This window comes from Streptomyces sp. MBT65 (genome assembly GCF_016612545.1).
In the GTDB taxonomy this organism is placed as follows: Bacteria; Actinomycetota; Actinomycetes; order Streptomycetales; family Streptomycetaceae; genus Streptomyces.
In genome coordinates, this window is record NZ_JAENRY010000143.1 from 1 (window position 1) to 21,508 (window position 21,508).

At 70.4% G+C, this 21,508-nt stretch carries 17 protein-coding genes and 1 pseudogene; 11 read left to right on the forward strand and 7 right to left on the reverse strand.

Annotation, left to right across the window (positions count from 1 at the left end; genetic code table 11):
• Nucleotides 1–24: 24 nt before the first annotated feature.
• Nucleotides 25–1,138: pseudogene (gene ssd / locus JHN63_RS29175) on the reverse strand (septum site-determining protein Ssd).
• Nucleotides 1,139–1,722: 584 nt separating this feature from the next.
• On the opposite strand from ssd, the gene JHN63_RS29180 reads away from it, so the two are divergent.
• A complete protein-coding gene (locus tag JHN63_RS29180; protein ID WP_200686197.1) occupies nt 1,723–2,556 on the forward strand; it encodes an HAD family phosphatase in 834 nt (277 codons plus the stop codon).
• Nucleotides 2,557–2,902: 346 nt separating this feature from the next.
• Here JHN63_RS29180 and JHN63_RS29185 read toward each other — a convergent pair whose 3' ends face one another.
• A complete protein-coding gene (locus JHN63_RS29185; RefSeq protein ID WP_200686200.1) occupies nt 2,903–3,727 on the reverse strand; it encodes a Fic family protein in 825 nt (274 codons plus the stop codon).
• 101 nt (nt 3,728–3,828) lie between these two features.
• On the opposite strand from JHN63_RS29185, the gene JHN63_RS29190 reads away from it, so the two are divergent.
• Complete coding sequence (locus JHN63_RS29190; RefSeq protein ID WP_200686202.1) at nt 3,829–4,809, forward strand: ATP-binding protein; 981 nt, start codon at nt 3,829–3,831, stop codon at nt 4,807–4,809.
• A 21-nt stretch (nt 4,810–4,830) separates the two neighbouring features.
• Here the strand turns inward: JHN63_RS29190 and JHN63_RS29195 are convergent, their stop codons facing one another.
• The gene (locus JHN63_RS29195; protein WP_200686204.1) at nt 4,831–6,102 is read right to left on the reverse strand and encodes a hypothetical protein; all 1,272 of its coding nucleotides are present in this window, start codon (nt 6,100–6,102) and stop codon (nt 4,831–4,833) included.
• A 335-nt stretch (nt 6,103–6,437) separates the two neighbouring features.
• Between JHN63_RS29195 and JHN63_RS29200 the strand changes: the two genes are divergently transcribed.
• The 6 genes from JHN63_RS29200 (at nt 6,438) to JHN63_RS53090 (ending at nt 14,658) form a co-directional block, all read left to right on the forward strand.
• Nucleotides 6,438–9,101 (forward strand): bifunctional SulP family inorganic anion transporter/carbonic anhydrase, encoded by a 2,664-nt coding sequence (locus JHN63_RS29200; RefSeq protein ID WP_200686206.1) that lies wholly within the window; start codon nt 6,438–6,440, stop codon nt 9,099–9,101.
• A 125-nt stretch (nt 9,102–9,226) separates the two neighbouring features.
• The gene (acs, locus tag JHN63_RS29205; protein WP_200686233.1) at nt 9,227–11,230 is read left to right on the forward strand and encodes an acetate--CoA ligase; all 2,004 of its coding nucleotides are present in this window, start codon (nt 9,227–9,229) and stop codon (nt 11,228–11,230) included.
• A 159-nt stretch (nt 11,231–11,389) separates the two neighbouring features.
• Nucleotides 11,390–12,826: a Na+/H+ antiporter NhaA gene (gene nhaA, locus JHN63_RS29210; protein ID WP_200686208.1), complete on the forward strand. Its 1,437-nt coding sequence runs from the start codon at nt 11,390–11,392 to the stop codon at nt 12,824–12,826.
• 59 nt (nt 12,827–12,885) lie between these two features.
• Nucleotides 12,886–13,371, forward strand: coding sequence for a phage holin family protein (locus tag JHN63_RS29215; RefSeq protein WP_200686210.1), 486 nt, complete (start codon nt 12,886–12,888; stop codon nt 13,369–13,371).
• The gene (locus tag JHN63_RS29220) at nt 13,368–14,318 is read left to right on the forward strand and encodes an alpha/beta fold hydrolase (RefSeq protein WP_200686212.1); all 951 of its coding nucleotides are present in this window, start codon (nt 13,368–13,370) and stop codon (nt 14,316–14,318) included. The genes JHN63_RS29215 and JHN63_RS29220 overlap by 4 nt, the downstream gene beginning before the upstream one ends.
• Before the next feature lie 160 nt (nt 14,319–14,478).
• Nucleotides 14,479–14,658 carry a hypothetical protein gene (locus JHN63_RS53090; protein ID WP_234477888.1) on the forward strand — a complete coding sequence of 60 codons (180 nt, stop codon included), beginning with the start codon at nt 14,479–14,481 and terminating at the stop codon, nt 14,656–14,658.
• A gap of 58 nt (nt 14,659–14,716) precedes the next feature.
• Here JHN63_RS53090 and JHN63_RS29225 read toward each other — a convergent pair whose 3' ends face one another.
• The 3 genes from JHN63_RS29225 to nth form a co-directional block, all read right to left on the reverse strand.
• A complete protein-coding gene (locus JHN63_RS29225) occupies nt 14,717–15,916 on the reverse strand; it encodes a MarP family serine protease (RefSeq protein ID WP_200686221.1) in 1,200 nt (399 codons plus the stop codon).
• A 120-nt stretch (nt 15,917–16,036) separates the two neighbouring features.
• On the reverse strand, nt 16,037–16,726 hold the full coding sequence (locus tag JHN63_RS29230; protein WP_200686223.1) for a CoA pyrophosphatase: 690 nt from the start codon (nt 16,724–16,726) through the stop codon (nt 16,037–16,039).
• 75 nt (nt 16,727–16,801) lie between these two features.
• Complete coding sequence (gene nth / locus JHN63_RS29235; protein ID WP_234477889.1) at nt 16,802–17,668, reverse strand: endonuclease III; 867 nt, start codon at nt 17,666–17,668, stop codon at nt 16,802–16,804.
• Between the two features lie 252 nt (nt 17,669–17,920).
• Here nth and JHN63_RS29240 point away from each other — a divergent pair, with 252 nt between their 5' ends.
• The 3 genes from JHN63_RS29240 (at nt 17,921) to JHN63_RS29250 (ending at nt 20,734) form a co-directional block, all read left to right on the forward strand.
• Nucleotides 17,921–18,595: a Crp/Fnr family transcriptional regulator gene (locus tag JHN63_RS29240; protein WP_019063754.1), complete on the forward strand. Its 675-nt coding sequence runs from the start codon at nt 17,921–17,923 to the stop codon at nt 18,593–18,595.
• Between the two features lie 130 nt (nt 18,596–18,725).
• A complete protein-coding gene (locus JHN63_RS29245; RefSeq protein WP_200686227.1) occupies nt 18,726–19,775 on the forward strand; it encodes a PQQ-binding-like beta-propeller repeat protein in 1,050 nt (349 codons plus the stop codon).
• A 116-nt stretch (nt 19,776–19,891) separates the two neighbouring features.
• On the forward strand, nt 19,892–20,734 hold the full coding sequence (locus JHN63_RS29250; protein WP_200686229.1) for a nucleotidyltransferase domain-containing protein: 843 nt from the start codon (nt 19,892–19,894) through the stop codon (nt 20,732–20,734).
• Here the strand turns inward: JHN63_RS29250 and JHN63_RS29255 are convergent.
• A partial coding sequence (locus JHN63_RS29255; RefSeq protein WP_200686231.1) for an MBL fold metallo-hydrolase occupies nt 20,731–21,508 on the reverse strand: 778 nt, incomplete at its 5' end. The genes JHN63_RS29250 and JHN63_RS29255 overlap by 4 nt on opposite strands.

Below are 21,508 nucleotides of genomic sequence, written 5' to 3' on the forward strand. Positions count from 1 at the left end.
CCCCCGCACCCCTCACCAGCCGCCTCATACGCCACCCGCCTCGACCAACGCCCGCTCCAGGAACTCCCGGCAGAACCGCGCCAACGGCCCCCTCCCGACCGCCCCCGGCGGCGCCTTGCCCTCGTGCGGGCGCGACAGGCCCGATTCGAGCGGCACTTCACCCACCAGGGGCAGGCCGAGGAGGCGGGAGACCTCGCGGTCGTCCAGGCCGGGGGCGTACGGACCGCGTACGGCCACGCGCAGGTCGCGCAGGACCATGCCGACGGCGGACGCCACCCGTCCGGCCGCGGCCACCGCGCGCAGTTCGGCGGGGACCACCAGGAGGCCCACGTCGAGTTGGGCGAGGGCCTCGGCGACCCCGTCGTCGATACGGCGGGGCAGGTCGACCACGACCGTGCCGCCGCGCCGTCGGGCCGCGGCGAGCACCGCCCGCACCGCCTGGGGCGGGATGGCGACGCAGTCGCCGCGGTCCCAGCTGAGCACCCGGAGCGAGTGGAGTTCGGGGGAGTTCGGGGAGGGACTCCTCCAGGGCGCCGCCGCCGACCCGGCCGCGCGAGGCGGCGAACGCGGGCCAGCGCAGGCCTTCGGCACTCTCGCCACCGAGGAGTACGTCGAGTCCGCCGCCCAGGGGATCCGCGTCCACCAGGAGTGTGCGCAGCCCCTCACGCGCGGAGGTGACGGCGAGGGCGCACGCGAGCGTGGACGCCCCGGCCCCGCCGCGGCCGCCGATGACGCCCACGGTGAGCGCGGGGCGGCCGACGCCCTCGGCCACGTCGGCGATCCGGTCGACCAGCCACTGCTCCCCGTCGGGCAGCATCAGGACGTGGTCGGCGCCGATCTCGACGGCTCGCCGCCAGACCCCCGAGTCGTCCTGGTCACGGCCGACCAGCACCACCCCGCGTCGGCGTGCGGCCCCGCGCACCCGTCGGGCCGCGTCGTCGCCGACCAGGACGAGCGGCGCCGTCTCCCAGCCGCCCTGGCGCTCCGGCACCCCGTGATGGACCTCGGGTGTCGCGCCGGCCGCCGCGCACAGGCGCAGCAGGTCGTCGAGGAGTTCGGCGTCCTCGGTGACGATCAGCGGTCCGCCCTGTTGCCCTCCGGTGGCGGGCGGCGGATCGTGTGTGACAGTTCCGGCCATGTTCTCCATCCCCCATCGCTGTGTCTCTCGCGTCACCCCTGCGGTCCCGCGATTCCCGAACGTGCGGAAAACCGGTGTCCGGCCTCCATATGCACGGCCGACAGAAACCGGCCAAACGCGTCCGACAAACGGAACCGGCCTTGAACTCGCCGCGAGCGAGGACGCGTTGGAATCACAGTGCGGGCATCGCGGAAATCGTGTGGATCTTGGTCGAAATCTGTGGACAACTCAGGGCCTGTGAATATCGCCTTCACCCATACCGGTGACCCCTGTACCGGCCTCTGTGCGAGTTCCACAGCGCAGTCCGCCAGCTACACACGGTGACGAGTCCTGGGCATGAAAAAGAGGCGGCACCAGCCGCCTCGCGAAGGCCTCACGACCACGTACAGGGAGGGAAAATGCGTCCGGACATGCGACGACCCCCACCGGGGGGGAGAGTGGGGGTCGCCTTCACGGCCGACTCGGGGGGGGAGGAGCCGGGCCGCGTTAGCACGGTCGCGAACGATCCGTGACTTTCATGGTGTACCCGAGAGGCTTCTCAGGCAAACCCACGCGCCTCACCTTACGCCGAATGGGCTGCACCTATGCTCTGGGTTGTGGAAAACCACTCCTTGCCCCGCACAGCAGCCTTCTTTGACCTGGACAAGACGGTCATTGCGAAGTCGAGCACGCTCACCTTCGGCAAGTCCTTCTACCAAGGCGGACTGATCAACCGCAGGGCCGCCCTGCGGACCGCCTATGCGCAGTTCGTCTTCCTCACCGGCGGCGCCGACCACGACCAGATGGAGCGGATGCGCAAGTACCTGTCCGCACTCTGCCGCGGCTGGAACGTCGAGCAGGTCAAGGAGATCGTCGCCGAGACACTGCACGACCTGATCGACCCGATCATCTACGACGAGGCCGCCTCCCTGATCGAGGAGCACCACACCGCCGGCCGCGACGTGGTGATCGTGTCCACGTCCGGCGCCGAGGTGGTCGAGCCGATCGGTGAACTCCTGGGCGCGGACCGGGTGGTGGCGACCCGCATGGTCGTCGGCGACGACGGCTGCTTCACCGGCGAGGTGGAGTACTACGCCTACGGCCCGACGAAGGCCGAGGCGATCAAGGAGCTGGCCCAGTCCGAGGGGTACGACCTCGACCGCTGCTACGCCTACAGCGACTCGGCGACCGATGTGCCGATGCTCGAGTCCGTGGGCCACCCCTACGCCGTGAACCCGGACCGCGCACTGCGCCGCGAGGCAGTCGCGCGCGGGTGGCCGATTCTGGACTTCAACCGCCCGGTCCGGCTCAAGCAGCGGCTGCCCACGCTCTCCGTGCCGCCCCGCCCGGCGCTGGTCGTGGCCGCGGCCGTGGGTGCCGCGGCGGCCACGGCGGGGCTCGTCTGGTACGCGAGCCGACGCAGGGCGGCGACCGTTTAGACCGGTTGGTGACTCTTTGAGAGCAAAAGTAAAGAAGCACGGCCAGGGGTTCCGCTTCCCCCAGGGCTGGAGTACAAAGGATTTAACGGCCCGCGAGACCAAGGACATCCGAAAGGATCACCTTAATAACGCATTTGGCCCCACGGACCGCGCATGAACACCGAGCACCCACGCGACGTCGACCCGTCGATTACGGGCCAGCCGCACCAGGCGACGGGCAATGTCCCGACCTGATGGGCAATATTTCGAGGACGCTTGGTAACCCGGTGGAACATGCCAGCGGCGGTACGAATCCTCGTACCGCCGCATCCCTTTGTCGGCCCTCCAGTAGAGGGCCATTTCATTGTCAGGCGGCTCCGCGCTGGAGCGCCTCGCACACCGCCGTCGACTCGCGCGCCCCCAGCTCGACCGCCCTGCCGCAGTGCGCGATCCAGGCGGCCATACCCTCCGGGGTGCCGGAGACGTACCCGTCCAGCGCCGCCAGATAGGCCGCGCGCCCCAGTTCGGCGTGGCCGACCTCCGCCGGGCACACGGACTTCGGGTCGAGACCGCTGCCGATGAGGACGATCCGCTCGGCGGTGCGCGCGACCAGGCCGTTGCGGGAGGTGAAGGGGCGCAGGGCGAGCAGTTCGCCGTGCACGACGGCGGCCGTCACCAGCGCCGGCGCCGAACCGCCCGCGATGATCAGGTCCGCGAGTCCGTCCAGGCGCGCGGACACCTCGGCCGCGCCGGGCAGCGGCAGTTCGAGGAGCGGCTCGTCGACCGGCTCCCCCTGTTGCCGCGGCCGTCCGACCTCGTCGCCGTTGCTCGCGGCCGCCACCAGGTGCAGCCGGGCGAGCACCCTGAGGGGCGACTGCCGCCAGATGGACAGGAGTTGGCCCGCCTCGGCGGACAGCCGCAGGGCCGCGCCCATCGTGCGGGCCTCCGCGTCACCGCTGAAGTCGGTACGCCGGCGCACCTCTTCGAGTGCCCAGTCGGCCCCGGACAGCGCGGCCGAGCCACGCGCGCCGCGCAGTGCCGCCTCGGCGGTGATCTCGTTGCTGCGGCGCCGCATGACCCGGTGCCCGTAGACGCGGTCCACGGCCTTGCGCATGGACTCGACGGACTCGGCCACTCCGGGCAGCGTGCCCAGGGCCGCTAGCGGATCGGCGGTCGCACCTGTCGTACTCATGAGTACGACAGTAGCCATCCCAGGGGTGCGCTCCACGATTGAGTGGTCTTCTTCACGCACACCTGCCACATAAAGCTACAGCGCGACTACGCTTCGTGAACATGAAAATTGCTTTCGTCGGGAAGGGCGGCAGCGGGAAGACCACCCTGTCCTCCCTGTTCATCCGCCACCTCGCGGCCACCGCCCAACCGGTCGTCGCCGTCGACGCCGACATCAACCAGCACCTGGGCCCCGCACTCGGCCTGGACGAGGCGGAGGCCGCCGCACTGCCCGCACTCGGCGAGCACCTCCCCCTGATCAAGAACTACTTGCGCGGCAGCAACCCGCGCATCGCCTCCGCCGACACCATGATCAAGACCACCCCGCCCGGCGAGGGCTCCCGGCTGCTGCGGGTGCGCGAGAACAATCCGGTCTACGACGCCTGCGCGCGACCGGTGGAACTCGACGGCGGCGCCGTCCGTTTGATGGTCACGGGCCCCTTCACGGACGCCGACCTGGGGGTCTCCTGCTACCACTCCAAGACGGGAGCGGTGGAGCTGTGCCTGAACCACCTGGTGGACGGGCGCGACGAGTTCGTCGTGGTGGACATGACGGCGGGCTCGGACTCCTTCGCCTCCGGCATGTTCACCCGCTTCGACATCACGTTCCTGGTGGCCGAGCCGACCCGGAAGGGGGTCTCCGTCTATCGCCAGTACAAGGAGTACGCCCGCGACTTCGGGGTCGTCCTGAAGGTCGTAGGCAACAAGGTGCAGGGTCAGGACGACCTCGACTTCCTCCGCGCCGAAGTCGGGGACGACCTCCTCGTGACGGTGGGGCACTCGGACTGGGTGCGTGCCATGGAGAAGGGCCGGCCGCCCCGGTTCGAGCTCCTGGAGGACGCCAACCGCCGCGCCCTGCGTCTGCTGGAGATCGCCGCCGACGCGACGTACGAACTCCGCGACTGGGAGCGCTACACGCGTCAGACGGTGCACTTCCACCTGAAGAACGCGCAGAGTTGGGGCAACGAACGCACCGGGGCCGACCTGGCGGCGCAGGTCGACCCCGGTTTCGTCCTCGACGAGAGCGTCGGCGTCACCGTGTGAGGCGCGCCCGTTGTCGACCGCCTACTGCTTGACCGCCGGCGCCCCGGGCACGCCCTTCGGAGCCGGGGCGGGGCGGCCGGTCAGGAAGGACGTCCAGCCGGGCTTGGGCGCCTCGCCGACGTTCAGGGTGCGCAGCTTCGCCAGGGTCGCCGGGTCCTGGGCGTCCAGCCAGTCGGACAGCTGGCGGAAGGAGACGCAGCGCACCTCGGACTTGTTGCAGACCTTCTCGATGACCTCGTCGAGGGCACGCATGTAGGTGCCGCCGTTCCAGGACTCGAAGTGATTGCCGATCACCAGGGGCGCACGGTTGCCGTCGTAGGCCCGGTCGAAGCCCTTGAGCAGGCCGTCCCGCATCTCGTCGCCCCACTGGACGAACTTGTCGGGGTCGCCCTGGGTCTGTGTGCCGGACTGGTTGACCATGAAGTTGTAGTCCATGGTCAGTTGCTCATAGGTGTGGCCGGGGAAGGGGACGAGCTGCATGGACAGGTCCCACAGCCCCTCCTTCTTCTTGGGCCAGATCTGGTCGTTGACCCCGCTGGTGTCGTAGCGGAAGCCCAACTGGCTCGCCGCCTTCATGAAGTTGGCCTGGCCCTCCAGGCAGGGAGTGCGGGCGCCGACCAGTTCCTTGTCGTAGTCGAAGGGCAGTGAAGACGCCTTCGTCATGCCGGAGTTGGTCTTCCAGGTCTTCACGAACTGCTTCGCCTGGGCGATCTCGCTCTTCCACTCGGCGACCGACCACTCGCCGACCCCGCCGTTCTTGCCGCAGAAGTGACCGTTGAAGTGGGTGCCGATCTCGTTGCCCTCCAGCCACGCCAGGCGCAGCTGCTTCACGGTGTCGGCGATGCCCTGCTCGTCGTTGAAGCCGATGTCCGAGCTGCCCGGCGAGTGCTCCGGGGGCTTGTAGAGGTCGCGCTTGCCCTCCGGCAGCATGTACACGCCGCTGAGGAAGTACGTCATGTTCGCGTGGTTGGCCTTGGAGACCTCGCGGAAGTGGGAGAACAGCTTCTGGCTGTCCTCGCCGGCGCCGTCGAAGGAGAAGACCACGAACTGCGGGGGCTTCTGGCCGGGCTTGAGCCGCTCGGGTCTGGGCAGATGCGGCTGCGCCCCGGTGTACGACGTGGAGCCGTCCCCGATCAGGCGGACTCCGCTCTTGGGTGCCGGGGCGGGCGCCGCCTTGTGCGGACCGTGCGCTCCGCGCGGGGAACCGTTGTCACCGATCGCGCAACCGGCGAGCGACGCGGCACAGGCCGCGGCGATCACGGCGCCCGCGGTGAACCTCTGGGTGGCGGCCATGTCCGCCCACCTTCTTCCTTCGTTCGGACCGACGCCGGTCAGGGCGTTTTCTGGCGATGTGCCGGGATTCACGGCAGCGCCGCCAAGGTCGCACGGGGCCGAAGGTGGGATTAGTACGACAAGCCGATGAAATTGGCACTTCACTCTGCGAGGTGACCTATTAACCCATTTGCCCGCAAAGTCTATGCTTGACCTTTACTCTGCATTACGATCCATTTACCGAGCGTTGAGATATCCCGCCGCTGCACGCCGTGACCCACGGCCGCGACCGACCCCCGCCATCGACGGGGACCACCAGTTCCGCGACCGCGCTGCCCCGGAGGAGACGGGAAGACATGTCAGCCTGCGTACGCACCCGCGCCACCGAATCGGACCCGAACCGGACCGAGCGCGTCCACCAGCCCCACAGCCCGCCGCCGCCCCCGCACCGCCGCTTCCGCATCGCGGGCGCCGATGTGTCGGCCTCCATCGCGGTCTTCCTGATCGCCCTCCCCCTGTCCCTCGGCATCGCCCTCGCCACCGGCGCGCCGCTCCAGGCCGGCCTGGTCGCCGCCGCCGCGGGCGGACTGGTCGCCGGCCTGCTCGGCGGCTGCCCGCTCCAGGTCAGCGGCCCGGCCGCCGGACTCACCGTGGTCACCGCCGACCTGATCCACCGCTACGGATGGCGTACGACCTGCGCGGTCACCGTCCTCGCGGGCCTGGCCCAACTCGCCCTGGGCTGCCTGCGCGTGGCCCGCACGGCGCTCGCCGTCAGCCCCGCGATCGTGCACGGCATGCTGGCCGGCATCGGCGTCACCATCGCCGTCGCCCAACTGCACATCGTGCTGGGCGGCACCCCGCAGAGCTCTGTCCTCGCCAACCTCCGCGCGCTGCCCGCCCAGTTGGCGGACCTGCACCCCGCCGACGTGGCGATGAGCGTGCTGACGCTGGCCCTTCTGCTGCTGTGGACCCGCGTCCCCGGCCGGCTCGGGCATCTGATGCGCAAGATCCCGGCCGCCCTCGTCGCCGTCGCCGGGGCCACGCTCACCGCCTCCCTCACCGGGCTCAGCCTGGCCAAGGTCGACCTGCCGTCCTGGAGCAGCCACGCGCTGGCCGGGCTGCCCGAGGGCCCGGTGCTCGGCGTCGCCGCCGCCGTGCTCACCACCACGCTGGTGTGCAGTGTGCAGTCACTGCTCGGCGCGGTCGCCGTGGACAAGCTGGTCGCCGGGCAGCCCGGGCTCTCCGCCCGCGTCGGCCGCTCCGACCTGAACCGCGAACTGCTGGGCCAGGGCGCCGCCAACATCGTCTCCGGCGCGCTCGGCGGACTGCCGGTCGCGGGCGTGGCCGTAAGAAGTTCGGCGAATGTGCAAGCCGGTGCCGTGAGCCGGAACTCCACGATGCTGCACGGCGTTCTCGTAGTGATCGCCGCGCTGCTGATGGTCCCGGTGCTGGAGCTGATTCCCCTCGCTTCGCTCGCCGCACTCGTGATGGCCGTCGGCATCCAGATGGTGTCCCTGCACCACATCCGCACGGTGACCCGCCACCGGGAAGTACTGGTCTACGCCGTCACCACCCTCGGCGTGGTCGTCCTCGGTGTCCTGGAGGGCGTGCTCCTCGGGGTCGCCGTGGCGGTGGCCGTCGCCCTGCACCGCCTCACCCACACCCGCATCACGCACGACGAGCAGGAAGGAGTCCATCACGTACACGTCCGAGGGCAGTTGACGTTCCTCGCTGTGCCGCGGCTCAGCCGCGCCCTGCATCTCGTACCCCAAGGCGCCCATGTCGTCGTGGAGTTGGACGGCTCGTTCATGGACCACGCGGCGTACGAGTCACTGCACGACTGGCAGAACGCGCACACCGCGCGCGGAGGCTCCGCCGAACTGACCGGGAGGCGTACGGGAGTTCGGGTCACCGAGCCGGGCCACGCAGGGGACGGAGCGGCACGGACCGACATCCCGACCGGTACGAAGACCGGCACGACCGGCATGGCGAGCGGCACGACCGGCACGAGAGGCGCGACAAGCAGCACGACGACCAAGGCTCCGGCCCGCACCACCAAGGCTCCGGCCCGCACCGCGGCCGAGGCTCCGCTCGGCGAGCCGACGACGTCGACCGCATGCCGCTGCCACCCCTGGACGCCCTGGCGCAACCACCAGTGCGAGCCCCCGCGTTCCACGCCCCCGGGCGACCCCACCACCGAATCGACCGACCGTTCCGCACCAGGCACCGTCGCACCCGGCACCTCGACACCCGGCGCTTCCGAACCCGACGGCACCGGCACGGACACCCACCCCGGCCCCGGCAAGAACACCGGCACCGGCACCGGCACCGGCACCGGCGGCCACCAACTCGCCCGTGGCATCAGCGCGTTCCAGCGCAACACCGCGCCCCTCGTGCGGGGCGAGCTGGCCCGGCTGGCCCGGGAAGGGCAGCAGCCCTCGCAGCTCTTCCTGACCTGTGCCGACTCACGGCTGGTGACGTCGATGATCACCTCCAGTGGTCCCGGCGACCTGTTCGTCGTGCGGAACGTGGGCAACCTCGTGCCGCCGCCCGGCGGGGAGAGCGGGGACGACTCGGTGGCCGCGGCGATCGAGTACGCGGTGGATGTGCTCCGCGTGAGATCGATCACGGTGTGCGGGCACTCCGGGTGCGGAGCCATGCAGGCGCTGCTCAACTCCGCGCCGGAGAGCGCCGGTTCGGAGCCGGTGGGCGTTCAGACGCCGCTGAAGCGGTGGCTGCGGCACGGGCGGCCGAGCCTGGAGCGGACGGCCGACGACGGCCGGCCCTGGGCGCGGTTGGCCACCAGGGCGCCCGCCGACGCCGTGGAACAGCTGTGTCTGAGCAATGTGGTGCAGCAGTTGGAGCATCTGCGGGGGCACGGGTCGGTGGCGCGGGCGCTGCGGGAGGGGGAGTTGGAGCTCAACGGGATGTACTTCCACGTCGGTGAGGCGCAGGCGTATCTGTTGACCGAGGAGGACGAGGTGTTCGATCGGGTGGGGGTGATGGACGCGTCGGCCTGAACCGCGTCCACCCGGCGTCCGTGGGTACGAAAGACCCCTGCCACGCAGATCCGTTCGCAGGTCCGATGACAGGTCTAAACCAATATTTCGGCGACCCTTGTCATCGGACCCCCGGGTCTGATGAGCTGGCCCGGGACACAACGGACACCCTGGGAAAGGCAGATGCCGTGAGCAACGAAAGCCTGGCCAACCTGCTCAAGGAAGAGCGCAGGTTCGCACCCCCCGCGGACCTGGCGGCGCACGCCAATGTCACCGCGGAGGCGTATGAACAGGCCAAGGCTGACCGGCTCGGCTTCTGGGCCGCGCAGGCCCGCCGACTGAGCTGGGCCAAGGAGCCGAGCGAGACGCTGGACTGGTCGAACCCGCCGTTCGCCAAGTGGTTCAAGGACGGCACGCTCAACGTCGCGTACAACTGCGTGGACCGGCACGTCGAGGCGGGCAACGGCGACCGGGTCGCCATCCACTTCGAGGGCGAGCCCGGCGACAGCCGCGCGATCACCTACGCGGAGCTGAAGGACGAGGTCTCCAAGGCGGCGAACGCCCTGCTGGAGCTGGGAGTTCAGCGGGGCGACCGGGTCGCCGTCTACATGCCGATGATCCCGGAGACCGCGGTAGCGATGCTGGCCTGCGCGCGCATCGGCGCCGCGCACTCGGTGGTGTTCGGCGGCTTCTCGGCGGACGCGCTCGCGACCCGCATCCAGGACGCGGACGCCAAGGTCGTCATCACCACCGACGGCGGCTGGCGGCGCGGCAAGCCGTCCGCGCTCAAGCCGGCCGTGGACGACGCGGTCGACCGCCCGGACAGCGGCGTCGAGCACGTCCTCGTGGTCCGCCGTACGGGCCAGGAGGTCGCCTGGAACGACGAGCGGGACGTGTGGTGGCACGAGATCGTCGACCGGCAGTCGACGGAGCACACGCCCGAGGCGTTCGAGGCCGAGCAGCCGCTGTTCATCCTGTACACGTCCGGTACGACGGGTAAGCCCAAGGGCATCCTGCACACCTCCGGCGGCTATCTCACCCAGGCCGCGTACACCCATCACGCCGTCTTCGACCTCAAGCCGGAGACCGACGTCTACTGGTGCACGGCCGACGTCGGCTGGGTCACCGGCCACTCGTACATCGTCTACGGCCCTCTCGCCAACGGCGCGACCCAGGTCATGTACGAGGGCACGCCCGACACCCCGCACCAGGGCCGCTTCTGGGAGATCGTGCAGAAGTACGGGGTGACGATCCTGTACACGGCGCCGACCGCGATCCGTACGTTCATGAAGTGGGGCGACGACATCCCCGCGAAGTTCGACCTGTCCTCCCTCCGCGTCCTGGGCTCGGTCGGCGAGCCGATCAACCCCGAGGCGTGGATCTGGTACCGCAAGCACATCGGCGGCGACAAGGCCCCGATCGTCGACACGTGGTGGCAGACCGAGACCGGCGCGATGATGATCTCGCCGCTGCCGGGCGTGACCGCGACCAAGCCCGGTTCCGCGCAGACGCCGCTGCCCGGCATCTCCGCGACGGTCGTCGACGACGAGGCGAACGAGGTGCCGAACGGCGGTGGCGGCTACCTGGTCCTGACCGAGCCGTGGCCGTCGATGCTGCGCACGATCTGGGGCGACGACCAGCGGTTCCTGGACACGTACTGGTCGCGTTTCGAGGGCAAGTACTTCGCCGGCGACGGCGCCAAGAAGGACGACGACGGCGACATCTGGCTACTCGGCCGCGTGGACGACGTGATGCTCGTGTCCGGGCACAACATCTCCACCACCGAGGTCGAGTCGGCGCTCGTGTCGCACCCCGCGGTCGCCGAGGCGGCCGTGGTCGGCGCGGCCGACGAGACGACCGGGCAGGCGATCGTCGCGTTCGTCATCCTGCGCGGCACGGCGAACGCGGACGACGAGAACCTCGTGGGCGACCTGCGCAACCACGTCGGCACCGTCCTCGGCCCGATCGCCAAGCCCAAGCGCGTCCTCCCGGTGGCCGAGCTGCCGAAGACCCGTTCCGGCAAGATCATGCGCCGCCTGCTGCGGGACGTGGCGGAGAACCGTGAGCTCGGGGACGTCACGACGCTGACCGACTCGACGGTCATGTCCTTGATCCAGGAGAAGCTCCCCGCGGCGCCCAGCGAGGACTGAGCAGCACGTCACCGAGACGTACGTCCATGAGGGGTGCCCGGCGCAGCGCGCGCCGGGCACCCCTTTTAGGTAAACTAAGCAAAAAGTGATCCTCATGGTGTGCCGGGAAGTCTGGTCGGCGATGTGTTCCGTCCTGCCCACCGACCGGAGGTCCCCCCGATGGCCGCGCCCCGCCCCACCGCCCCCCGCAAGGTGTTCGGACGCCTGTCACTGCCCGAGCGGAACTTCGTCGCGGACGCGCTGCGCACCGAGACCGTCGGCGGTGTCCTCCTCCTGATCGCCGCGGTCACCGCGCTGATCTGGACGAACGTCCCCGCCCTGCACGACAGCTACGAGAGCGTCAGCCACTTCCACCTCGGCCCCGCCGCCCTCGGCCTGCACCTCTCCATCGCCCACTGGGCCGCCGACGGCCTCCTCGCCGTCTTCTTCTTCGTCGCGGGCATCGAACTCAAGCGCGAACTCGTCGCCGGCGACCTGCGCGACCCCAAGGCCGCCGCCCTGCCCGTCGTAGCGGCCCTGTGCGGGATGGCCGTACCGGCACTCGTCTACACACTCACCAATCTCACCGGTGGCGGCTCGCTCCAGGGCTGGGCCGTGCCGACCGCCACCGACATCGCCTTCGCGCTCGCCGTCCTCGCGGTCATCGGCACCTCCCTGCCGAGCGCCCTGCGCGCCTTCCTCCTCACCCTGGCCGTCGTGGACGACCTGTTCGCGATCCTGATCATCGCGATCTTCTTCACCGACCGGATCGACTTCGCCGCGCTCGGCGGGGCGGTCGTGGGCCTCGCCGTCTTCTGGCTGCTGCTGCGCCGGGGCGTGCGCGGGTGGTACGTCTACGTCCCGCTCGCGCTGGTCATCTGGGGGCTGATGTACAACAGCGGCGTCCACGCCACGATCGCGGGCGTCGCGATGGGTCTGATGCTGCGCTGCACCACCCGCGAGGACGAGGACCACTCCCCCGGCGAGCATGTCGAACATCTCGTACGACCCCTGTCGGCGGGCCTCGCGGTGCCGCTGTTCGCGCTGTTCAGCGCCGGGGTCGCCATCTCGGGCGGCGCGCTGGGTGACGTATTCACGAAGCCCGAGACCCTTGGCGTGGTCCTCGGACTGGTCGTCGGCAAGGCGGTCGGGATCTTCGGCGGCACCTGGCTGACGGCCCGTTTCACCCGGGCCTCGCTCAGCGACGACCTCGCCTGGCCGGACGTGTTCGCGGTCTCCTCGCTGGCCGGCATCGGCTTCACCGTGTCGCTGCTCATCGGGGAACTCGCGTTCGACGGCGACCAGGTGCTCACCGACGAGGTCAAGGCCGCCGTCCTCGTGGGCTCTATCGTCGCGGCCCTGTGCGCGACCGTGTTGCTCAAGCTGCGCAACGCCCGGTACCGCAGGATGTACGAGGACGAGGAGCGCGACGAGGATCTCGACGGCATCCCCGACATCTACGAGCAGGACGACCCGGGGTACCACCTGCGCATGGCCGAACTGCACGACCGCAAGGCCGCCGAGCACCGCAGGCTCGCCGAGGTGAAGGCCGCGGAGCGACGCGGGCTTGCCGAAGTGGCGGGCGGGGCGGGCGAGGACAACGACGGTCCGGCATGATCTGACGAGACGGTACAAACACATGCCGGTACAGACACATGCGGAAGAGGGAGTACGCGATGAGCGCACCCGACGGCAGCCCGGTCGGCGCCGAACGCAGCATCGGCCAGTTGTTCGCCTCGGCGACGACCGAGATGTCCGCGCTGGTGCACGACGAGATCGCACTGGCCAAGGCGCAGCTCAAGCAGGACGTCAAGCGCGGCGCGGTGGGCAGCGGCGCGTTCACGGTCGCCGCGGTGGTCCTGCTGTTCTCCCTGCCGATGCTCAACTTCGCGCTGGCGTACGGCATCCGCACCTGGAGCGGCTGGAACATGGCGCTCTGCTTCCTGCTCTCCTTCGCGGCGAACGTGCTCGTCGCGATCGTCCTCGGGCTGGTCGGCGTGCTCTTCTTCAAGAAGGCCGCGAAGAGCAAGGGCCCGCAGAAGGTGGCCTCGTCGGTCAAGGAGACCGCGGGCGTCCTCGGCAACGCCAAGCCGCATCCGCGCGCGGCGATCGAGGACCGTGTCCCCGAAGCCATCGAGGCTGTGGCACGCTCGTCCTCATGACGGACCCCGCCCATCCTTGGGCACAACCTGCTTCGGTCGTACGACTCGACATTCCCGGCGGGCGCGAGGTGACCCACCGGGATGTCGCGGCCAACGGCGCGCGCTTCCACATCGCGGAGGTGGGCGACGGGCCGCTGGTACTGCTGCTGCACGGCTTCCCGCAGTTCTGGTGGACCTGGCGGCACCAGTTGGGCGCGCTGGCCGATGCCGGGTTCCGGGCCGTCGCCATGGACCTGCGGGGCGTCGGCGGCAGCGACCGCACCCCGCGCGGCTACGACCCGGCCAACCTCGCCCTCGACATCACCGGCGTGATCCGCTCGCTCGGCGAGCCGGACGCCGCGCTCGTCGGCCATGACCTGGGCGGCTATCTCGCGTGGACGGCCGCCGCGATGCGCCCCAAGCTGGTGCGCCGGCTCGCCGTCTCCTCGATGCCGCACCCCCGGCGCTGGCGCAACGCGATGCTCTCCGACGTCAAGCAGTCGGCGGCGAGTTCCTACATCTGGGGGTTCCAGCGCCCCTGGCTGCCCGAGCGGCAACTGATCGCCGAGGACGCCGAGTTGGTGGGCACCCTGATCCGCGACTGGTCCGGCCCGCGGCTGCCGGACGACGCGGCGATCGAGGCGTACCGGCGGGCCATGCTGATCCCGTCGACCGCGCACTGCTCGATCGAGCCGTACCGCTGGATGGTGCGGTCGATGGCCCGCCCCGACGGCATCCAGTTCAACCGGCGCATGAAGCGCCCGGTGCGGGTGCCCACGCTGCATCTGCACGGCTCGCTGGACCCGGTGCTGCGCACCCGCAGCGCGGCGGGCTCCGGGGAGTACGTCGAAGCGCCGTACCGCTGGCGGCTGTTCGACGGTCTCGGGCACTTCCCGCACGAGGAGGACCCGGTGGTCTTCTCGACCGAACTGGTCAACTGGCTCCAGGACCCCGAACCCGATCGTTGACCGGCGCATGGCCGATCCGTGACCGGTGCGTGACCGGCCCACCGCACCCGGTATCCGGATCTGAACACCCGTTCTACGAACGGCCACTTGCCTCGCGCATACGCCAATTGGGGCCCCAAGGGGTGGTTATCGACCTTGGGGCAGGGGCAGACGGAGGGGTATGGGCTGGACGCACGACTTCAGTGACGCAGCACGCAATCGCCGCTCGGACCACGGTCTGAGCTCCCACCAACGGGGCGCCCCGCAACTCCAGGGCACAGACCTCAGGGTGGGGATCCCGCGCATTCTGCGCCGCCGGGCCCGATGGGTCTCGGTACGGCTGCGTCATCCCCGAGGCTGACGCACCCACCTCTTCACACACACCTCCGCACAGCGACCCTCCGCTTCACAGCGCCGCCTCACAGCGCGCAACTGTCGCTGTCCACCTGCTCGTTCGCGGTACGCCCCTTGACGATGTCCTCCTGGATCTCGTCCGCGGTGAGCGCGTACCCGGTGTCGGGGTCGTCGAGGGACTTCGCGAAGACCACGCCGTACACCTTGCCCTCGGGCGTGAGCAGCGGGCCGCCGGAGTTGCCCTGACGGACCGTCGCGTAGAGCGAGTACACGTCGCGGCGGACCGTGCCGCGGTGGTAGATGTCCGGGCCGTTGGCCGTGATGCGTCCCCGCACGCGTGCCGCACGGACGTCGTACGAGCCGTTCTCCGGGAAGCCGGCGACGATCGCGCTGTTGCCGCTCGTGGCGTCCTTGGTCGCGAACTTGAGGGAGCGCGCCTTCAGGTCCGGTACGTCGAGTACGGCGATGTCGCGGTGCCAGTCGTAGAGGACGACCTTGGCGTCGTACTTGCGGCCCTGGCCGCCTATCTGGACGGTGGGTTCGTCGACGCCGCCGACGACGTGCGCGTTGGTCATGACGCGGCGGTCGCCGAAGACGAAACCGCTGCCCTCCAGGACCTTGCCGCAGCTCTGGGCGGTGCCCATGACCTTGACGATGGACTGCTGGGCGCGGGTGGCGACCGCGCTGGAGGCGAGAGCCGGGTCGGGCGGCTGGACGTCGTTGATCGGCTCGTTCGCGAAGGGGCTGAAGACCTGCGGGAAACCGTTCTGCGCGAGGACCGAGGAGAAGTCCGCGAACCAGGTGTCGGCCTGCGAGGGCAGCGCCCGGGACACCCCCAGCAGCACCTTGGAGCTGCGGACCTCCTTGCCGAGCGTCGGCAGGGTGGTGCCGGCCAGGGCGGAGCCGATCAGCCAGGCGACCAGGAGCATCGCCAGCACGTTGACGAGGGCGCCGCCCGTCGCGTCCAGGGCGCGGGCCGGGGACCAGGTGATGTACCGGCGCAGCTTGTTGCCCAGGTGGGTGGTCAGGGCCTGGCCGACGGAGGCGCAGACGATGACGATGATGACCGCGACGACGGCCGCGGTCGTGCTGACCTCCGACTTGTCGGTCAGCGCGTCCCAGATGACGGGCAGTGTGTAGACGGCGACGAGACCGCCGCCCAGGAACCCGATCACCGACAGGATGCCGACGACGAACCCCTGGCGATAGCCCACGATCGCGAACCACACGGCGGCGACCAGCAACAGGATGTCCAGCACGTTCACCGGTTCAGGCCTCGCCTCAGCACTTCGCGATCACTCCAGGTCGGTCTGGGGGCCGGTCCACCGCGGAGCGGCGATCGCAGACGGCGTCCCCCGGGAAGACACAGCACGACGGACACCTTGTCATGACCGCCAGTCGAGGGGGACCTGCTTCTCGCGGTCCCAGGGGCGCTCCCAGCCCGCGTAGTGCAGCAGGCGGTCGATGACTCCGGCCGTGAAACCCCAGACAAGTGCCGATTCGACCAGAAATGCCGGACCGAGGAAGCCGCTGGGGTGCGAGAGCGTGACCCTGTTGGCCGGATCCGTGAGATCCGCCACGGGGACCGTGAACACCCTCGCCGTCTCGTTCGGGTCGACCACGCCCACCGGGGTCGGCTCCCGCCACCAGCCCAGCACCGGTGTCACCACGAAGCCGCTCACCGGGATGTACAGCTTGGGCAGCACCCCGAAGAGCTGCACTCCTGCCGGGTCGAGCCCGGTCTCCTCCTCGGCCTCGCGGAGAGCGGCCCGCAAGGGCCCGTCGCCCGTCGGGTCGCCGTCCTCGGGGTCGAGGGCGCCACCAGGGAAGGACGGCTGCCCGGCATGCGACCGCAGGGACGTCGACCGCTCCATGAGCAGCAGCTCGGGCCCCCGATCGCCCTCTCCGAAGAGGATCAGCACCGCCGACTGCCGCCCCGCCCCGTCCTCCGGCGGCAGGAACCGGCTCAGCTGCAGCGGCTCGACCGTCTCCACGGCGTGCACCACCGGATCCAGCCAGCCGGGCAGCCCCTCCTTGCCGATCCCCACACCCTGGGTATTCCTCGCGCGTGTCATCCCCCACCCCCGTTCCCACTGATCAACGCCCGATACCTCCGAGATCGTTCCGTCATCCGGCCCCCGACTTCGGCGTCACGCGGACCCGAGCGGCGGCGCCGGTTTCCCGCCCGCGTCCAGGTAGGACTGCGGAGGGTTCAGGCGCTGGCCGGGATAGCCGCCCTTCTCGTACTTGAGCAGCTTCTTCGCCTTCTCCGGGTCGGTCTCGCCCTCGCCGTACGCCGGGCAGAGCGGGGCGATGGGGCAGGCACCGCAGGCGGGCTTGCGGGCGTGGCAGATCCGGCGGCCGTGGAAGATCACGTGGTGCGACAGCATCGTCCAGTCGCTCTTCGGGAAGAGCGCTCCCACGGCGGCCTCGATCTTGACGGGCTCGGTCGCCTCGGTCCACTTCCAGCGCCGTACGAGCCGCTGGAAATGCGTGTCCACGGTGATGCCGGGCCGCCCGAAGGCGTTGCCGAGCACCACGAAGGCGGTCTTGCGGCCCACACCCGGCAGCTTGACGAGATCTTCGAGCCGCCCCGGGACCTCGCCCCCGAAGTCCTCGACCAGGGCCTTGGAGAGGCCTATCACCGACTTGGTCTTGGCCCGGAAGAACCCGGTCGGGCGGAGGATCTCCTCGACCGCCTCCGGGTCGGCGCCTGCCAGGTCCTCGGGAGTCGGGTACTTGGCGAACAGGGCCGGAGTCGTCTGATTGACCCTCAGGTCGGTGGTCTGGGCGGACAGGACCGTGGCGACCACGAGCTGGAAGGGGTTCTCGAAGTCGAGCTCCGGGTGGGCGTACGGATAGATCTCGGCCAGTTCGCGATTGATACGGCGGGCCCGGCGCACCAGAGCGGTGTGCGACTCACCCTTGCCGACCGTCGAGCTCTTTGTCACCTTTGCCGCTTTCCTACCGCCGTCAGGGCCCTGTTCGCCCACAGCGGAATCACGAGGTACAACCATCCGCCCAGCCCCCTTGGCCTGTGCTCTCACCGGCGATTTGGACACCCGGCCAGCCTAGAGCCCACCACTGACATCCGCCCCGGACCCCGAAGATCAGCCCCCAATTGGACCCCTGCCGCTTACCTCGGGACACCTGTGCGGCATCCTTGTGACAGATCACACTGTTTGGACGGTCCAGCAAAATGGGGAGCACGGTCCCCTGGTAACAAGGGGGAGCACCATCCCCTGAGCAGGTCGACAAGGAGAGAACTCGTGGACGACGTTCTGCGGCGCGCCCCGCTCTTCGCGGCGCTCGATGACGATCAGGCCGCGGAGCTGCGCGCCTCCATGAGTGAGGTGACCCTCGCGCGCGGGGACTCCCTCTTTCACGAGGGCGACCCCGGAGACCGGCTCTATGTGGTCACCGAGGGCAAGGTGAAGCTCCACCGCACCTCCCCGGACGGCCGCGAGAACATGCTGGCCGTCCTCGGCCCCGGCGAGCTGATCGGCGAGCTGTCGCTGTTCGACCCGGGCCCGCGTACGGCGACCGCCAGCGCGCTGACCGAGGTCAAGCTGCTGGGCCTGGGTCACGGCGACCTCCAGCCCTGGCTGAGCGCCCGCCCCGAGGTGGCCTCCGCGCTGCTGCGCGCGGTCGCCCGCCGGCTGCGCAAGACCAACGACGCGATGTCCGACCTGGTCTTCTCGGACGTCCCCGGCCGCGTGGCCCGCGCCCTGCTGGACCTCTCCCGCCGCTTCGGTGTGCAGTCCGAGGAGGGCATCCACGTGGTGCACGACCTCACGCAGGAGGAGCTGGCCCAACTGGTCGGCGCGTCCCGCGAGACGGTCAACAAGGCGCTCGCCGACTTCGCGGGCCGCGGCTGGCTCCGCCTGGAGGCCCGCGCGGTGATCCTGCTGGACGTGGAGCGACTGGCCAAGCGCTCCCGCTGAGGACCGCCGGCCGACGACTGCTCGCTGAGGACAGTTTTCGGCTGAGGACAGTTTTCGTACGACTACGAAGGGCCCTGCTCGTACGGCGGGGCCCTTCGCGTGTGGCCGGGTGGGGACCCAAGGGGTGGGGATGGACGAGGACAGAGCACCGGAGTCGGCCTGGCGGCACTCCTGGTGGCGACGATCGGCACGCTCCCTGTGGAGGAGCGCCGACGACCACGCCGACGGCGGCCTGAAGCCGCTGGGCCTCTGGCTGACGGCCGACGCGGTCGTCATCGCCCGTGCCGACCGCTTAGAGGCGTTCCGGGCCACCACGGGCGAACCGCTGTGGACCTGGCGCCCACCGGGCCGGCAGGCCGTCGCCCTGGTGTCCCCGGGCCTCGACAACGGCGCGGTCGTGGTGCTGCACTGCGACGACGGGCGCCGGGACGCCAAGCGCGTCGGCCTCACCTGGCTGGCCGTCAACACCGGAGAGGTCGTACATCGCCGGAAGCAGGACGCGGCCCTCCTGGGGCACATACCGGCCAAGGTCGCCCTCGGCGGGGGTCTCCTCGCGACGGCCGGAGAGTCCTGGAAGGACTGGGAGACGCGGCCGGTGATGCGCGCCCTCGACCTCCGCACCGGCGAGATCCGCTGGAAGCACGACCTCACGGACCCGGGCCTGGAGAGCGTGTCCGTGATCAGCGCGCAGCCCTTCGTGGCGACCCTGCGCACCCGCGTCCGCGGCGCACGCGCCGAGCACCGGCTGCTCGTGCTGGACGACGACGGCACGGACGGCGTGACGCTCGCCCCGCCGGACGGCTACGAGAGGTTCGGCGAGCGGATCGCCGTCACCGGTGACGTCCTGGTGGTGGGCCTGGTCCCCCGGGACAGGACCGAGCTCGACCGGGGCAACCGGCTCGGGGCGTACTCCCTGTCCACCGGCGCGTTCCTGTGGGAGTGGCACGGCGAGGAGACCTACCAGGACACCCATCTCGCCCACCAGGGGCGCCTGTTGGTCGTCCACGAGTACGGCGGCCGGCTCAGCGTGCTCGCCCCCGCCGACGGCCGGTTGGTGGCCCGGCGCAAGCTGCGCGGCACCGCGTTCGAATCGCTGGTGGCCGCGAACGGCGACCTGGTGGCCGTCGCCTGCGAGGCCGGCGACTACAGCCGCGGGCTGAGGATGTTCCGCTGGCGATGACCCCGTACGACGCCGGGACGCCGGAAAGGCCCAGGACACCGGACGACGACGGAACACCGGAGCACGACGGCTGGAAAAGCACTCCCCCGGGGCCCGTCTCCCGGCACAGTGATCCCATGGCCGAAACCGTCCCCCACAGAGGGCTCGACGCCCAGGGATACATCGAGCGCGAGGGCTCCTTGGGGCGTATCCCGCACGCCTTCCGACCGGTCGTCGCCACCGCGCGGGACCGGCTGATCGACCTCTACGGGGGACGCCTCAACAGCGCGTACCTCTACGGGTCGATCCCGCGCGGCACCGCGCGCGTGGGGCGCAGCGATCTGGACCTGCTGGTGGTGACCCGCCGGGAGCCGACCGAGGAGGACCGCTCCGAGGCGCGGACCCTCGGCGAGGCACTCGACAAGGAGTTCCCGGAGATCGACGGCGTCGGCACGCTGCTGTACGGCCGGGCCCGGCTGCTGAGCGAGCCGGAGACGTACGACCTGGGGTGGTTCGTGGCCTGCCTGTGCACACCACTGCTCGGGGAGGACCTCGCCGAGGACCTGCCCCGCTACCGCCCCGACCCGCTGCTCGCCCGGGAGACGAACGGCGACCTGGGGCTGCTGCTCCCCCGCTGGCGCGAGCGGATCGCGGCCACGGAGGACACGGACGCGGCCCGCCGCCCCCTGGTGCGCTTCATGTCCCGGCACCTGGTCCGCACCGGCTTCACCCTCGTGATGCCCCGCTGGAACGGCTGGACCAGCGACCTCGGGGAGATGGCCGAGGCGTTCGCCGCGTACTACCCGGAGCGGGCACAGGAGGTGCGCGGGGCCGCGGTGGCCGGACACGAACCGACGGGCGACGCGGGCGTCCTGCGGTCCTACGTCGACGATCTGGGCCCGTGGCTGGCCGCGGAGTACACGCGCGTGCACGGCGTGAAGAGCCCGCGTCCCCAGGGACCGGATCAGACTGTCGGCTAGATCAGGCCGTGTTCCTTGAGGTAGTCCAACTGGGCCCGCACCGACAGTTCCGCTGCCGGCCACAGCGAGCGGTCGACGTCCGCGTACACGTGGGCGACGACCTCGGCCGGGCTGCTGTGGCCGTTCTCGACGGCCGTCTCGATCTGGGCGAGCCGGTGGGCGCGGTGGGCGAGATAGAACTCGACGGCACCCTGGGCGTCGTCCAGCACCGGCCCGTGGCCCGGCAGGACGGTGTGGACGCCGTCGTCGACCGTGAGGGACCGCAGCCGCCGCAGCGAGTCCAGATAGTCGCCCAGGCGGCCGTCAGGATGCGCCACCACGGTCGTACCGCGTCCCAGGACGGTGTCCCCGGTCAGGACGGCCTGATCGGCCGGGAGATGGAAGCACAGGGAGTCTCCGGTATGCCCGGGCGTCGACACGACGACCAGTTCCAGGCCGCCGACCCGGATCACCTCCCCGGCGCCCAACCCTTCGTCCCCGAGCCGCAGCGCCGGATCCAGCGCGCGCACCTTGGTACCGGTCAGCTCGGCGAAACGGACGGCGCCTTCCGCGTGGTCGGGGTGCCCGTGCGTCAGCAGGGTCAGCGCGATCCGCTTGCCCGCCTTCGCCGCCACATCGACGACATTGCGCAGATGCCCCTCGTCCAGCGGCCCCGGGTCGATCACCACGGCCGACTCGGAGTCCGGCTCCGCGACGATCCACGTGTTCGTCCCGTCCAGGGTCATCGCGGACGCGTTGGGCGCGAGCACGTTGACGGCACGCGCGGTGGCGGGG

Coding starts and splice junctions, on each gene's coding strand:
- JHN63_RS29180 (WP_200686197.1), top strand. CDS start 1,723: ATGCTCTGGGTTGTGGAAAACCACTCCTTGCCCCGCACAGCAGCCTTC.
- JHN63_RS29220 (WP_200686212.1), top strand. CDS start 13,368: ATGACGGACCCCGCCCATCCTTGGGCACAACCTGCTTCGGTCGTACGA.
- JHN63_RS29195 (WP_200686204.1), bottom strand. CDS start 6,102: ATGGCCGCCACCCAGAGGTTCACCGCGGGCGCCGTGATCGCCGCGGCC.
- JHN63_RS29215 (WP_200686210.1), top strand. CDS start 12,886: ATGAGCGCACCCGACGGCAGCCCGGTCGGCGCCGAACGCAGCATCGGC.
- JHN63_RS29200 (WP_200686206.1), top strand. CDS start 6,438: ATGTCAGCCTGCGTACGCACCCGCGCCACCGAATCGGACCCGAACCGG.
- JHN63_RS53090 (WP_234477888.1), top strand. CDS start 14,479: ATGGGCTGGACGCACGACTTCAGTGACGCAGCACGCAATCGCCGCTCG.
- JHN63_RS29185 (WP_200686200.1), bottom strand. CDS start 3,727: ATGAGTACGACAGGTGCGACCGCCGATCCGCTAGCGGCCCTGGGCACG.
- JHN63_RS29190 (WP_200686202.1), top strand. CDS start 3,829: ATGAAAATTGCTTTCGTCGGGAAGGGCGGCAGCGGGAAGACCACCCTG.
- nth (WP_234477889.1), bottom strand. CDS start 17,668: ATGGTTGTACCTCGTGATTCCGCTGTGGGCGAACAGGGCCCTGACGGC.
- JHN63_RS29250 (WP_200686229.1), top strand. CDS start 19,892: ATGGCCGAAACCGTCCCCCACAGAGGGCTCGACGCCCAGGGATACATC.
- nhaA (WP_200686208.1), top strand. CDS start 11,390: ATGGCCGCGCCCCGCCCCACCGCCCCCCGCAAGGTGTTCGGACGCCTG.
- JHN63_RS29230 (WP_200686223.1), bottom strand. CDS start 16,726: ATGACACGCGCGAGGAATACCCAGGGTGTGGGGATCGGCAAGGAGGGG.
- JHN63_RS29245 (WP_200686227.1), top strand. CDS start 18,726: ATGGACGAGGACAGAGCACCGGAGTCGGCCTGGCGGCACTCCTGGTGG.